At 67.4% G+C, this 12,114-nt stretch carries 11 protein-coding genes; 7 read left to right on the forward strand and 4 right to left on the reverse strand.

What is annotated here, in order from left to right:
* The first annotated feature begins 1 nt into the window (after position 1).
* The 5 genes from glmU (at position 2) to AB0L82_RS26940 (ending at position 4,322) form a co-directional block, all read left to right on the forward strand.
* Positions 2-1,483 (forward strand): bifunctional UDP-N-acetylglucosamine diphosphorylase/glucosamine-1-phosphate N-acetyltransferase GlmU, encoded by a 1,482-nt coding sequence (gene glmU / locus AB0L82_RS26920; protein WP_364642004.1) that lies wholly within the window; start codon positions 2-4, stop codon positions 1,481-1,483.
* The gene (locus AB0L82_RS26925) at positions 1,480-2,460 is read left to right on the forward strand and encodes a ribose-phosphate diphosphokinase (RefSeq protein WP_067570015.1); all 981 of its coding nucleotides are present in this window, start codon (positions 1,480-1,482) and stop codon (positions 2,458-2,460) included. The genes glmU and AB0L82_RS26925 overlap by 4 nt, the downstream gene beginning before the upstream one ends.
* 161 nt (positions 2,461-2,621) lie before the next feature.
* On the forward strand, positions 2,622-2,939 hold the full coding sequence (locus AB0L82_RS26930) for a hypothetical protein (protein WP_364642007.1): 318 nt from the start codon (positions 2,622-2,624) through the stop codon (positions 2,937-2,939).
* A 63-nt stretch (positions 2,940-3,002) separates the two neighbouring features.
* Positions 3,003-3,686, forward strand: a complete 684-nt coding sequence (locus AB0L82_RS26935; RefSeq protein WP_364642010.1) for a hypothetical protein — start codon at positions 3,003-3,005, stop codon at positions 3,684-3,686.
* Positions 3,687-3,689: 3 nt separating this feature from the next.
* Positions 3,690-4,322, forward strand: a complete 633-nt coding sequence (locus AB0L82_RS26940) for a DUF2461 domain-containing protein (RefSeq protein ID WP_364642013.1) — start codon at positions 3,690-3,692, stop codon at positions 4,320-4,322.
* 58 nt (positions 4,323-4,380) lie between these two features.
* Here AB0L82_RS26940 and egtD read toward each other — a convergent pair whose 3' ends face one another.
* The 4 genes from egtD to egtA all read right to left on the reverse strand — a co-directional run bounded on the left by egtD (position 4,381) and on the right by egtA (position 9,049).
* Positions 4,381-5,352, reverse strand: a complete 972-nt coding sequence (gene egtD, locus AB0L82_RS26945; protein ID WP_364642016.1) for an L-histidine N(alpha)-methyltransferase — start codon at positions 5,350-5,352, stop codon at positions 4,381-4,383.
* Entirely contained in the window at positions 5,349-6,200 is an 852-nt protein-coding gene (locus AB0L82_RS26950) for an ergothioneine biosynthesis protein EgtC (RefSeq protein WP_364642019.1), read from the reverse strand. The genes egtD and AB0L82_RS26950 overlap by 4 nt, the downstream gene beginning before the upstream one ends.
* Positions 6,200-7,540, reverse strand: coding sequence for an ergothioneine biosynthesis protein EgtB (gene egtB / locus AB0L82_RS26955; RefSeq protein WP_364642022.1), 1,341 nt, complete (start codon positions 7,538-7,540; stop codon positions 6,200-6,202). The genes AB0L82_RS26950 and egtB overlap by 1 nt, the downstream gene beginning before the upstream one ends.
* Positions 7,541-7,690: 150 nt before the next feature.
* Entirely contained in the window at positions 7,691-9,049 is a 1,359-nt protein-coding gene (gene egtA, locus AB0L82_RS26960) for an ergothioneine biosynthesis glutamate--cysteine ligase EgtA (protein ID WP_364642025.1), read from the reverse strand.
* Between the two features lie 122 nt (positions 9,050-9,171).
* Between egtA and AB0L82_RS26965 the strand changes: the two genes are divergently transcribed.
* Together AB0L82_RS26965 and AB0L82_RS26970 are read left to right on the forward strand one after the other, a co-directional pair.
* Entirely contained in the window at positions 9,172-10,344 is a 1,173-nt protein-coding gene (locus AB0L82_RS26965; protein WP_364642028.1) for an aminotransferase class V-fold PLP-dependent enzyme, read from the forward strand.
* A gap of 117 nt (positions 10,345-10,461) precedes the next feature.
* The gene (locus AB0L82_RS26970; protein WP_364642030.1) at positions 10,462-12,108 is read left to right on the forward strand and encodes a fatty acyl-AMP ligase; all 1,647 of its coding nucleotides are present in this window, start codon (positions 10,462-10,464) and stop codon (positions 12,106-12,108) included.
* Positions 12,109-12,114 lie beyond the last annotated feature (6 nt).

Consider the following 12,114-nt stretch of genomic DNA (forward strand, 5'->3'; position numbering starts at 1 on the left):
CATGCCACAGCAGACCGCCGTCGTCGTTCTCGCCGCCGGAGCCGGAACCCGAATGCGGTCCAAGACCCCCAAGGTGTTGCACCCGATGGCCGGCCGCAGCATGCTCGCGCACGCGCTGCATGCGGCGAACGAGATCGACCCGACGTACCTCATCACCGTGATCGGCCATGACCGCGAACAGGTCGGCGACGCGGTGGGCAAAGTGGGGGCGGAGCTCGGCCGCCAGATCATCCTGGCGGTACAGGAAGAACAGCGCGGCACCGGACACGCCGTGCAGTGCGCACTCACCGCACTGCCCGACGATTTCACCGGTGACGTGCTGGTGACCTACGCGGATGTGCCACTGCTGGACGGGCACACCCTGCACGCGCTGCTCGACGAGCATCGCAGTTACACCGAGGGTTCGGCGGTCACGGTGCTGACCTTCGCACCCGATGATCCGAACGGCTACGGCCGCATCGTCCGCGATGCGGACGGGCGACTGCTGGAGATCGTCGAACACGCCGACGCCACCCCGGCGCAGGCCGCCATCGGCGAGGTCAATTCCGGCGTATACGTTTTCGACGCCGCCGTACTGCGGGTGATGATCACCCGGATCGACACCGCCAACGCGCGCTACGAGCTGTACCTCACCGATGTGCTGAAACTCGCTCGCGAGGCCGGACATCCGGTGCACGGTGCGCGACTTCTGGACTCCGCCAAGGTAACCGGGGTCAATGACCGGGTGCAGCTGGCCGATGCCGCGCGCACCCTGAACCGGTACATCGTGGAACGGCATATGCGCGCCGGGGTCACCATCATCGATCCGGCCACCACCTGGATCGACGGCAGCGTGACCATCGGGCGGGACGCGGTCATCCGCCCGGGCGTACAACTGCTGGGCGACACCGTGATCGGGGAGGACGCCGAGATCGGACCGGACTCCACGCTCACCGACGTCCAGGTCGGCAACGGCGCGAAAGTGGTACGCGCACACGGCGAGAAGGCCACCATCGGGCCGGGCGCGACCGTCGGCCCGTTCACCTATCTGCGACCCGGCAGTTCGATCGGCGAAGAGGGCAAACTCGGCGCCTTCGTCGAAACCAAGAACGCCACCATCGGCGCGCATTCCAAGGTGCCGCATCTGACCTATGTCGGCGACGCCACCATCGGCGAGCACAGCAACATCGGCGCTTCCAGCGTCTTCGTCAACTACGACGGGGTTCGCAAACACCACACCGTGGTTGGGTCACATGTGCGGACGGGGAGTGACACGATGTTCGTCGCACCCATCACCGTGGGTGACGGCGCGTATTCGGCAGCAGGTACTGTACTGCGCAGAAGTGTTCCTCCGGGCGCACTGGCGGTGTCGGGTGGAGCGCAACGCAATATCGAGGGTTGGGTGCAGCGCAATCGCCCCGGCACCGAGGCCGCCAAGGCGGCCGAACTGGCCATCGCGGCCAACGATATATCCGACGAGCAAAAGGATGGCGAACGTCCGTGACCGCGTTCTCTACCGAAAACCACAAGAACCTGATGCTGTTCTCGGGACGCGCTCATCCAGAGCTCGCCGAGGCAGTGGCCAAGGAACTCAACGTCCATGTCACGCCGCAGACCGCGCGTGACTTCGCGAACGGCGAGACCTTCGTCCGGTTCGAGGAATCGGTGCGCGGCTCCGACGCGTTCGTACTGCAGAGCTTCCCGGCCCCGCTGAACCAGTGGGTCATGGAGCACCTGATCATGATCGACGCGCTCAAGCGCGGTTCGGCCAAGCGCATCACCTCGGTGCTGCCGTTCTACCCGTACGCCCGTCAGGACAAGAAGCACCGCGGTCGCGAGCCCATCTCGGCTCGCCTCATCGCGGATCTGCTCAAGACCGCGGGCGTGGATCGCATCATCACCGTCGACCTGCACACCGATCAGATCCAGGGCTTCTTCGACGGCCCGGTCGATCACATGCACGCGCAGGTGCAGCTGGCCGAGCACATTCGGAACAACTACGCGCTCGACAATATCGCCGTGGTCTCCCCGGACGCGGGCCGCGTGAAGGTCGCCGAGAAGTGGGCCAACTCGCTGTCCGACGCGCCGCTGGCGTTCATCCACAAGACCCGTGATCCGCTGGTGGCCAATCAGGTTGTGGCCAACCGCGTGGTCGGTGAGGTCGAGGGCCGCACCTGCATCCTGATCGACGACATGATCGACACCGGTGGCACCATCGCCGGCGCGGTCAAGGTGCTCAAGGAGGCGGGCGCGGGCGATGTCGTCATCGCCGCCACGCACGGCATCCTGAGCCATCCGGCCGCCGAACGCCTGGCGAACTGCGGGGCCAAGGAGGTCGTGGTCACCAATACGCTGCCCATCGACGAGGACAAGAAGTTCCCCACGCTGACTGTGCTCTCCATCGCACCGCTGCTGGCGCAGACCATCCGCGAGGTCTTCGAAAACGGCTCCGTAACAGGACTTTTCAACGGCAACGCGTAGACCGATAGTTCTTCCGCGACGCGCCCCCTCCCATCGGGAAGGGGCGCGTTCGGCATTTACGGGGTTTCATAGGTGACCCCTCCCGCTCCCGGCGGTAGCGTTGGACCGATATTCACGCGGTTGCTCGAGGTGCGCTGACGCGCGGAAAGGTGTGGTTCCGTATGGACGACCGGCGCAATGACGACGAGGATCAGCTCATCGACGAGGTACTCGACAAAGAGGACGTCGAAGACCTGGACTACGACATGGGCGATGACGATCAGGCCGACGAGGTGCGCGAGTACGAGCGCTATATCGCCGACCCACCGGACGAGCTCGTCATCCGCAACCGCGAGAACGATGACAACGGCCGACTCGGTATCGAGGCCGAACTCGATCAGGAGTGGACTCGCCGCCGTCAGCGCGATGAGAACAAGTCCGAGGACGATCGGCCCGCCGAACTCGCCGCCATGGAAATCGTCGACGAACCGGACGATTAACGAACAGCTCCGCAGCGTGATACCCATGGAAAGCATTCACACCACCAGCGAGGAGGGTGCGAGATGAGCACGCCGCCGAACGAACCCCAGTCCAACCCGGGCGACATGTTCAAGAAGGACTCCGACGCGAACGCACCGCAGACCCCGGCCGCGGGTCAGCCGCAGGACGCGGGCACGGCGGGACAGTGGGGGGAACCGGCTTCCGGACAGCCCGCAGCCGGACAGTGGCAGAGCGATCCCGCCGCATCATCGCAGCCGGGGTACCCGCAGCCCGGACAGTGGCAGGACCAGCAGACCACGCAGTACAACCCCGGCGCGGCCGGGCAGCAGCCCGGTGGATATCCGGCGGGCGGGGTGTACAACTATCCGCCGATGGGCGGCCAGCCCCAGGGCGCGCCGCAGGGCGGGTATCCGTCGTATCCGCAGCAGTCGTACGGACAGCAGCCGTACGGGCAGCCGGGACAGCCCGGGTATCAGCCGTTCCCGCAGCAGCCCTACGGCGCGCAGCCCTACGGTGTGCCGCAGCCGGGCGGGACGCAGATCTTCTCCATCATCGGATTCATCTGCGCCGGAATCGCTTTGCTGTTCTGCCCGCCGGTCTTCGGCATCGCGGGCATCGTGCTCGGCGTCATCGGCAATAACAAGGGTGAACCGCTGGGCAAGTGGGCGGCCGTCGCGTCCGGTGTGACCCTGGTGCTCGGCGTGATCATCGGAATCGCCATCTACGGTTCGAGTCTGACCCGCTGACATATGACCGCGTTCACCGGATTTCCGCTCACCGGCCTCGACTTCTACGAGGATCTCGAGGCCGACAATTCCAAAGCGTTCTGGACGGCGAACAAGAAGGTGTGGGAGACCGCGGTGCGGGATCCCATGCAGGCCTTGCTCGCCGAGCTGGAACCGGATTTCGGCACGGCCAAATTCTTCCGGCCGTACCGGGACGTTCGATTCTCCAAGGACAAGTCGCCGTACAAGGATCATCAGGGCGCGACGGTGCACGCCACCTCCGGTGGCGGGTGGTACGTGCAGATCGGCGCGGCCGGGCTGTTCGTCGCCGCCGGGGTGTACGCGCCGTCCCCGAGTCAGCTCGCACAGCTGCGCAGCACCATCGACAACGAGGTGCGCGGAGCCGAGCTGGAGCACCTGCTCGCCGCATTGACCAAGGCGGGGTACACGATCGGCGGCGACAAACTCCGCACCAAGCCCAAGGGGTACGCGGCCGACCATCCGCGGATCGAGTTGCTGCGGCATAAATCGCTGGTCATCAGCAAGGATTTCGGCGCGCCCGCCTGGCTCGATACGCCGCGCGCGGCCAAGGAGGTCCGCAAGTCGTGGGAAACCATGCGGCCCGCGATGGAATGGCTCGCGGCCGTAACCGGTTGACAGTGGATGGCGGCGAGGCCCGAACCCTCGCCGCCTCCCTCATCTCGCGGTCCGGGAGCTAGCGCCGTTCGGCGAGCACCAGGGCGAAGCGGTCATCCGGATCGGTCCAGATGCGCTCGGTGGCGAAACCGGCTGCGGCCAGCTCACTTTCGAGGCCCTCGCGGCGGAATTTGGCCGAGATCTCGGTGCGGAGCTGCTCGCCCTTGGCGAATTCGACCGTCAGGTCCAGATCTTCGATTCGGACGATGGCGGCTTCGGTTGCCTCCAAAAGCATTTCGATCCACTCGTTATCGGCGTCCCACAGCGCGACGTGCGCGAAGTGATCCGGATCGAAGTTCGCGTGCAGGCGGCCGTTGAGCACATGCAGCACATTGCGATTGAATTCGGCGGTCACACCGGCCGCGTCATCGTAGGCGGGCACCAGGATCGCCGGATCGATGACCAGACCCGCGCCGAGCAGCAGTTGCTCACCGGGCTCCAGTACATCGTGCACGCCCGCGAGGAAGGCCGCGCGCTCGCTCGGCACCAGATTACCGATGGTGCCGCCCAGGAAGGCGATCATGCGGCGGCCGCCGCGCGGCAGATTGTCCAGCGTGGCGGTGAAATCGCTGACCACGCCGTGCACGCTCAGTCCGGGGAACTCCGCCGACACCTGATCGGCGGCGGCGCTCAGCGCGGACACCGATACGTCCTGCGGCACATATGTTTTCAGCGGGCCCTCGGCGGTGAGCGCCTCCAGCAGCAGCCGGGTCTTGGCCGCCGATCCCGCACCCAGCTCCACCAGCACCTCGGCCTGCGCCAGCTTCGCGATCTCGCCTACCACGCGCTCCAGCAGGGCCCGCTCGGTGCGGGTCGGGTAGTACTCCGGCAGTTCGGTGATCAGCTCGAACAGCTCACTGCCCCGCGCGTCATAGAACCACTTGGGCGGCAACCACTTCGGGTCGGCGGTCAGCCCCGCGCGCACGTCCGACCGCAGCGCGGCGGTCAGATCCTCGTCGGTCAAATGGATGTCCAGCGCAGCCGCACTCATGAATCAGCCCTTCCGATCTCGATATTCAGGTCTTCCACCGACAGCCACCCCGGCCGCGCCACCACGAGCTGCCCATCCGCGATGGCACGCCAGCGCGGATCCTCGTCGTACGCCTCCGAGGCGACCACCGTGAACTCATCCCCCGGCAGCACCGCCAGCGCGTGCCGCCACGTCGTCGCCCACACCGAATCACCGTCCCCCAGCAGCAGATTCAGCCGAGCGTTCGGCGACCGCTGCAGCACGGCCTGGGTCACCGCCCGCAATGCCGCCTCCGGCCCCAGTCGCCCGCCGTCCAGCAAGCCGCGCAGGATCACCCACAGCACCGCCGAATCCGTGAGCGACTCGGCCTCCAGCAGCGAGGGCGAATCGAATTGCGCGGCAACGGCGGTCAGCGCCGCCCGCCAGTCCGGAATCGCCCCGTTATGGCTGAAAGCCCAGCGGCCGTGGGTGAATGGGGCACACGCCGCCTGCTCCACCGGCAGCCCCACCGTCGCCGAACGGACCGCGGCCAGCACCGCCGGTGAACGCAATTGCGGCAGCACCTCATCCACCGCCGGATCGGTCCAGATGGGCGCGGCATTGCGATAGCGGGTCGCCGTCGGCGCGCCCGTCGCGGCCTGCGGCGGGGCCGCGAGGTCCTGGCGGGTGCCGCCGTGCCAGATGACGCCCTCGGAATGGGTTGGGGGCGCGGGGGTCCACCAGGCGACGCCGAAACCGTCGGCGTTGATGGTGCCGCCGCCGCGCATATCGCGGGGTGCCCAGGATTGGGTGCGCAGTGAATTGGGGCCTCGGGTGAGGAGTTCGCCTACCGCGGCCGGTGGGCCGAGATAGGCGAGGTGGCGGCACATCAGGCGTCCTCCGGGGTGAGGTCGCGGGCCAGGCGGAAGCCGGAGAAGATCTGGCGGCGAATGGGGTGATCCCAGTTGCGGAAGGTGCCGCGCACGGCCACCTCGTCCGCGCCGAAGGAACCGCCGCGCAGCACGCGGTAGTCGCCGCCGAAGAAGACGTCGGAGTACTCGGCGTAGGGGAAGGGACGGAAGCCCGGGTAGGGGGTGAAGCCGGAGGAGGTCCACTCCCAGACGTCACCGATCAGCTGGTGCACGCCATGCGGGGAGACGCCCGCGGGATACGCGCCCGCGTCCGCCGGTTCCAGGTGGCGCTGACCGAGATTCGCGGTCTCCGGGGTGGGATCGGCATCGCCCCACGGGTAGCGGCGGGAGCGGCCGGTGGCCGGATCGAAGCGCGCGGCCTTCTCCCATTCCGCTTCCGTCGGAAGGCGCTTGCCCGCCCAAGCGGCGTATGCCTCGGCCTCGAAATAGCAGACGTGCAGCACCGGCTGATGCGGGCGCAGCGACTGCATGACGCCGAAAACCCTGCGCCACCAACGGCCGCCGCCGTCCCGCTCCCAGAACTGGGGTGACACCAGCCCGGCCTCGACGCGATGCGCCCAACCGGCCTCGGACCACAGTTCCGGGCGGTCGTAGCCGCCGTCGGCCATGAATTCCAGGTACTGCTCATTGGTGATCGGCGCGATATCGATGGCGAAGCCCGGCACGTGCACGGGATGTGCGGGCCGTTCATTGTCCAGCGCCCACGGATCGGTATCGGTGCCCATGGTGAATTCGCCCGCGGCAATGACGACTTCACCGCGCGGCGGTGTCGCCACGGTCGGCGCGGCAGGTGCGCTCAGCACCGCTTCGCCCTGCCGCAGTTGATGTGTCGCGAGCATGGTCTCGTCATGCTGCTGCTCGTGCTGGGCGATCATTCCGAACGCGAAGCCGTTGTCGACCAGCGCTTCCCCGCGTAATGGGTTGCGCTCCAGCACATCCCACACCTTGCCGCGCACCTGCCCGACATATTCGCGGGCCTGTCCCGGATTCAGCAGCGGCAGCGACGGCCGATTCGCCCGAGCGTGCTTGAACGCGTCGTACAGCTCGTCGATATCGGACCGCACGGCTTCCCGCCCGCCGACATCCCGAACCAGCCACAGTTCTTCCTGATTGCCGATATGCGCCAGATCCCACACCAGCGGACTCATGATCCGCGAATGCTGCGCCACCAACTCCGCCTCATCCAGGCAATCGGTCAATCCGGCGGTCCGCCCCCGAGCCCGCTCCAGCACCTGCGCGATCCGCTCCCGCAGCCGCTCCGTCTCGCCCCGATCAGTCCCCGGCAGCTGAATAGTCATGACAAAACTCCGAATTCGATTCGAGAATGGATAGCGCCCGCAGCGCAGACCGCAAGTCCGGACTACTCGCGCGAATCGAACTGATCCGCCGAGCAATCCGGCCGGAACCGCGATTCGCGGTGCCGGTGTGTGGTCTGTGACAGGGCGCGGTCATGCGCCGGTTCCGGTGGGATCCGCCGTGGGCGCGTGTCCCAGGCGACATCGCTCCGCGGCGGCGGCCAATTCCGCCGCGGCGGCGGATGTCGCGGCGTGCGCGGTGGCCAATTCGAGGAGAGCCACTGCCGTGGCGCGGATTTCGAGGTCGGCGAGGCCGTAGCGCGCGGCCTCCGACCAGAGATCGGCGGTCGACTGGGCGAGCGCGGTGGCTTCCGCGACCACCGCTGGGCTGGAGACCAGGGCGTCGATGGCGTGCACCGGGACGGTCCAGGTGTCGCCGGGTTGGGCGTCCAGATAGCGGACCTCGAGGTGGCCGGAGGCGCGGACCTGGGGGAAGACGGTGGTCAGGTGATAGTCGAGGTCGGTCTGGTCGGGGCGGCGGCCGATCTCCTCGTCGAGAGCGCCGCACAGCCAATCCGCGAAGGTCGCCCCCGGCGGGGCGGACCAATCCGGAGCGGCCGTATCGCCGGAATCCGTATCCGCCGCACTCGTCGGTCGGACACAGAGCAGGGGGACGTCCAGGGCCCAGCGGGCGTAGCCCGCCACCGGATCGGTCCAGTGGTGCACGGGTGGGCGGGTGCGGAGGTGGTCGAGGCGGAGCCAGGTGCGCATGCGCTGGGAGGCCCAGTCGCCGGGCGGGGCTCCGCTCAGGGTCGGGGAGCAGGCGAAGGCGGCCAGCAGGGCCGGGCCGATGGCGTAGAGGGCCGTCACGCGGGCGGTGATATCGGCGGGGTCCGCACCCGCGTCGACGCTCACCTGGGTGGCGGCGGTATTGCACATCATGAGTGCGCCGAAGGGGCCGATACCGGCGAAGGTGCGCTCCATGGCGCGATAGCGCGGGAGCTGGAGCAGGCGTTGCGGATCGCGAGCCGGATCGGCGGAGGCGGAGAAGGTGTGGATGCCATGGGAGGCGAGGAGTTCTCGTAGGCGGACCGTATCGGTGCGCAGGCGCTCACACAGTTCGGCGGCGGTGCCGAACGGGGCACTGGAGAGTTCGATCTGACCACCGGGTTCGATGGTGACCCGGCTGCCTCCCGGCAGCGGATGTGCCGGAGATTCTGGCGAAATGGACTGCGGCGCATAGGGCCCCAGTGCGTCTGCGATCGCAGTCAATCGCGGGCGCGGGGCCGACGCCGAGGGCTCCCCCTGAGCGGTGAGCCATTCCAATTCGGCGCCGATGAGCGCGGGTGGCCCCTGCTTGAAACAGACCTTTCCGACATACGCCTCGGCTGCGGCACGGGTGGAGAACGCGCTCCCGGGCGCCTGCGCAACCCGTCCCGTCTGCACGTCGGCGTCCTGCGCCGCATGCCCGGCAACTCGCGGCAAATCGGAGAGGGACGCAGAAACAGCCATGTCGACCTCCACTCGATCAAACCAACCCTGCCCGGCATACCGGGCGATCAATCCAGAGTAGCGATGAACACCGACAACAAAACTTACGAAATGAGGAACACACCAACCGATATGGTCGATTCATGGTGAACATTGCCCGGTTGCGCGCCGATACACCCGGTTGCGAAGGCCAGATTTTTCTCGACAGCGCGGGCTCCTCACTGCCGCCGCAGGTGGTCGTGGACACCCAGATCGCACATCTGCGCCGCGAGGCGGAGATCGGTGGCTATCGCGCCGCCACCGAACGCCTGGACGATCTGCACGGCGTCAAGACCGCGATCGGGCAGCTCATCAATGCCCCCGCCGCGGCCATCGCGCTCAGCGACAGCGCCAGCCGATCCTGGAGCGATTTCTTCTACTCGGTCCCGCTGCGGCCCGGCGACCGCATTCTCATCTCCGGCGCGGACTACGCCAGCAATGCCATCGCCGCCCTGCAACGCGCGCGGCAGAGCGGGGCCGTGGTGCAGACCATCCCGAGCGACGGCAATGGGCAGATCGATCTCGCGGCGCTGGAAACCATGGTGGACGAACGGGTGAAACTGGTTTCGCTGGTTCATGTTCCGACCAATGGCGGCCTGGCGAATCCGGTCGCCGAGGCCGCCCGCATCGCCCGCCGCGCCGGTGCGCTGGTGCTGCTGGACGCCTGCCAATCGGCGGGTCAGCTACCCCTGGATGTGGCCGAACTCGATGTGGACGCGCTGTCCGCGACCGGGCGCAAATGGCTGCGCGGACCGCGCGGGACCGGGTTCCTGTACGTGCGCCCCGAACTCGCCACCACCATGGAACCCACCCGGCTGGATCTGCACAGCGCCGAATGGACCGGTCCGGACAAGTACACCCTCGCCGCCGACGCGAGCCGCTTCGAATTCTGGGAGTGCGATATCGCGGCCCGGCTGGGATTGGGCGCGGCGGTCCGATACCTGCTCGACCAGGGCCCGGCCGAGATCTACGCGGCCATCGCCGAACGCGCGGAACTCCTGCGCGCGGCCCTGCGCGAGCTCCCCCGCGTGACCGTGCGCGATCAGGGTGTCCGGCACGCGGGCATCGTGTCGTTCACCGTCGACGGGCTCGCACCGGTGCGGGTGCGCGATCGGCTGGCTCCCGAGCGCATCACGGTGACCGTGAGCCACCGTTCCTCCACCCTGCTCGATATGACCGCCCGCGATCTCGATTCGGTGGTGCGCGCCTCCCCGCACGCCTTCGTGAGTTTCGAGGACCTCGACCGGTTCGTGGCGGCGGTCGCCGCATTGGAGTGAGTCGTCGATCTTGTTGCGAAGCTTGTGCGCGCTGGCAACTATTCCGAAACTGTTAACAGGACAGGGGTTCCGGCGGGATAGTTGAGGTGAGTCCGGCCAGCGTTTGAGGAGTCGATCGTGAGCCGCTTCACCGAGGAAATGTATGCCACCGCGGACACCTCCACACATGGACTGGTGACCGGGGAACCGGATGCTCCGCTGCGGCAGTCGTGGGGCGAGATCCACCGCATCGCAAGACAAATGGCCGGAGGGCTCGCCGCCGCGGGCATCGGGCACGGTGACGCCGTGGGCGTGCTCGCGGGCATGCCCGTCGATATCGCCCCAGCCTGCCAGGCGGTTTGGATGCGCGGGGCCTCGATCACCATGCTGCATCAGCCGACTCCGCGCACCGATCTGATGGTGTGGGCACAGGACACCGAAACCGTGCTCGGCATGATCGAGGCCCGCGCGGTGATTCTGGGCGCACCGTTCGAGGCCGCGGCTCCGCTGCTGGCCGAGCGCGGCATCACGGTGGTGACCATCGACCAGATGCGCGCGGGCGAGCCGATCGATCCGCTGCCGACGGGTGAGAACGATATCGCCTTACAGCAGTTGACATCCGGCTCCACCGGCTCGCCGAAGGCGGTGCGGATCACGCACGGCAACTTCTTCGTGAACGCCTACGCCATGTTCGATCGGGTGAAATTCCAGCTCGACGACGATGTGATGATCAGCTGGCTGCCGCTGTTCCACGATATGGGCATGGTCGGATTCCTCAGCGTGCCAATGCAGTTCGGCGCGGAGGTGGTGTGCGTGACGCCGCTGGACTTCCTGGTGCGGCCCATCCTGTGGGCCGAACTGATCTCGAAGTATCGCGGAACGGTCACCGCCGCACCGAATTTCGCGTATTCACTGCTGGCACGCAGACTTCGCAACGCCGAGGACGGCGCGTTCGATCTGAGCAGCGTCCGATATATGTGGAATGGCGCGGAACCCGTGGACGCCGACACCATGGACACCCTCGCCGCAGCGGGAAAACGCTTCGGGCTCAACCCGATGGCGCTCACCCCGGTCTACGGAATGGCCGAAACCACCCTCGCGGTATCGATTCCGGATCCCGGCCTCGGACAGGTGCTCGACGTCGTCGACGCCGATCTGCTGGAGGCGATCGGCAAGGCGGTGCCGGTGCGCGATCCCGAACACCACCACGGCGCGGTGCGCCGCCTGCCCACACTCGGCTATCTGGTCGACAACCTGGAGGGCCGGGTCGTCGACGCCGACCGGCAGCCGCTGCCGACGCGCAGCGTCGGCGTGATCGAATTGCGCGGGCCCGCCGTCACTTCCGGCTACGTCACCACCGAGGGCTTCCGCCCCGCACAGGACGCCGACGGCTGGCTGGACACCGGCGATATCGGCTACATCACCGAGAACGGCCTGGTCGTGGTGTGCGGCCGCATCAAGGACGTCATCATCATGGGCGGGCGCAATATCTTCCCCACCGATATCGAACGAGCGGCCTTGCGCATCAAGGGAGTTCGCCCCGGCAATGCGGTGGCGGTACGCCTGGACGCGGGCCAGAAGCGCGAGAGTTTCGCGGTCGTGGTGGAGAGCAACGACTTTCAGAATCCCGGCGAGGTCAAGCGCATCGAACACGATATCGTGCACGCGGTCTTCTCCGAGGTGGGCGTGCGCCCGCGCAGCGTCACCATCCTCGGCCCGGGCGCGCTTCCGAAGACCTCCTCCGGCAAGCTGCGCCGCTCGGCCACCACCGCCCAACTCGGCTGACAAAGC

It is taken from the genome of Nocardia sp. NPDC052001 (assembly GCF_040680615.1).
Taxonomy (GTDB): domain Bacteria; phylum Actinomycetota; class Actinomycetes; order Mycobacteriales; family Mycobacteriaceae; genus Nocardia.

Coding starts and splice junctions, on each gene's coding strand:
- glmU (WP_364642004.1), top strand. CDS start 2: ATGCCACAGCAGACCGCCGTCGTCGTTCTCGCCGCCGGAGCCGGAACC.
- AB0L82_RS26930 (WP_364642007.1), top strand. CDS start 2,622: ATGGACGACCGGCGCAATGACGACGAGGATCAGCTCATCGACGAGGTA.
- AB0L82_RS26935 (WP_364642010.1), top strand. CDS start 3,003: ATGAGCACGCCGCCGAACGAACCCCAGTCCAACCCGGGCGACATGTTC.
- AB0L82_RS26940 (WP_364642013.1), top strand. CDS start 3,690: ATGACCGCGTTCACCGGATTTCCGCTCACCGGCCTCGACTTCTACGAG.
- egtD (WP_364642016.1), bottom strand. CDS start 5,352: ATGAGTGCGGCTGCGCTGGACATCCATTTGACCGACGAGGATCTGACC.
- AB0L82_RS26950 (WP_364642019.1), bottom strand. CDS start 6,200: ATGTGCCGCCACCTCGCCTATCTCGGCCCACCGGCCGCGGTAGGCGAA.
- egtB (WP_364642022.1), bottom strand. CDS start 7,540: ATGACTATTCAGCTGCCGGGGACTGATCGGGGCGAGACGGAGCGGCTG.
- egtA (WP_364642025.1), bottom strand. CDS start 9,049: ATGGCTGTTTCTGCGTCCCTCTCCGATTTGCCGCGAGTTGCCGGGCAT.
- AB0L82_RS26965 (WP_364642028.1), top strand. CDS start 9,172: ATGGTGAACATTGCCCGGTTGCGCGCCGATACACCCGGTTGCGAAGGC.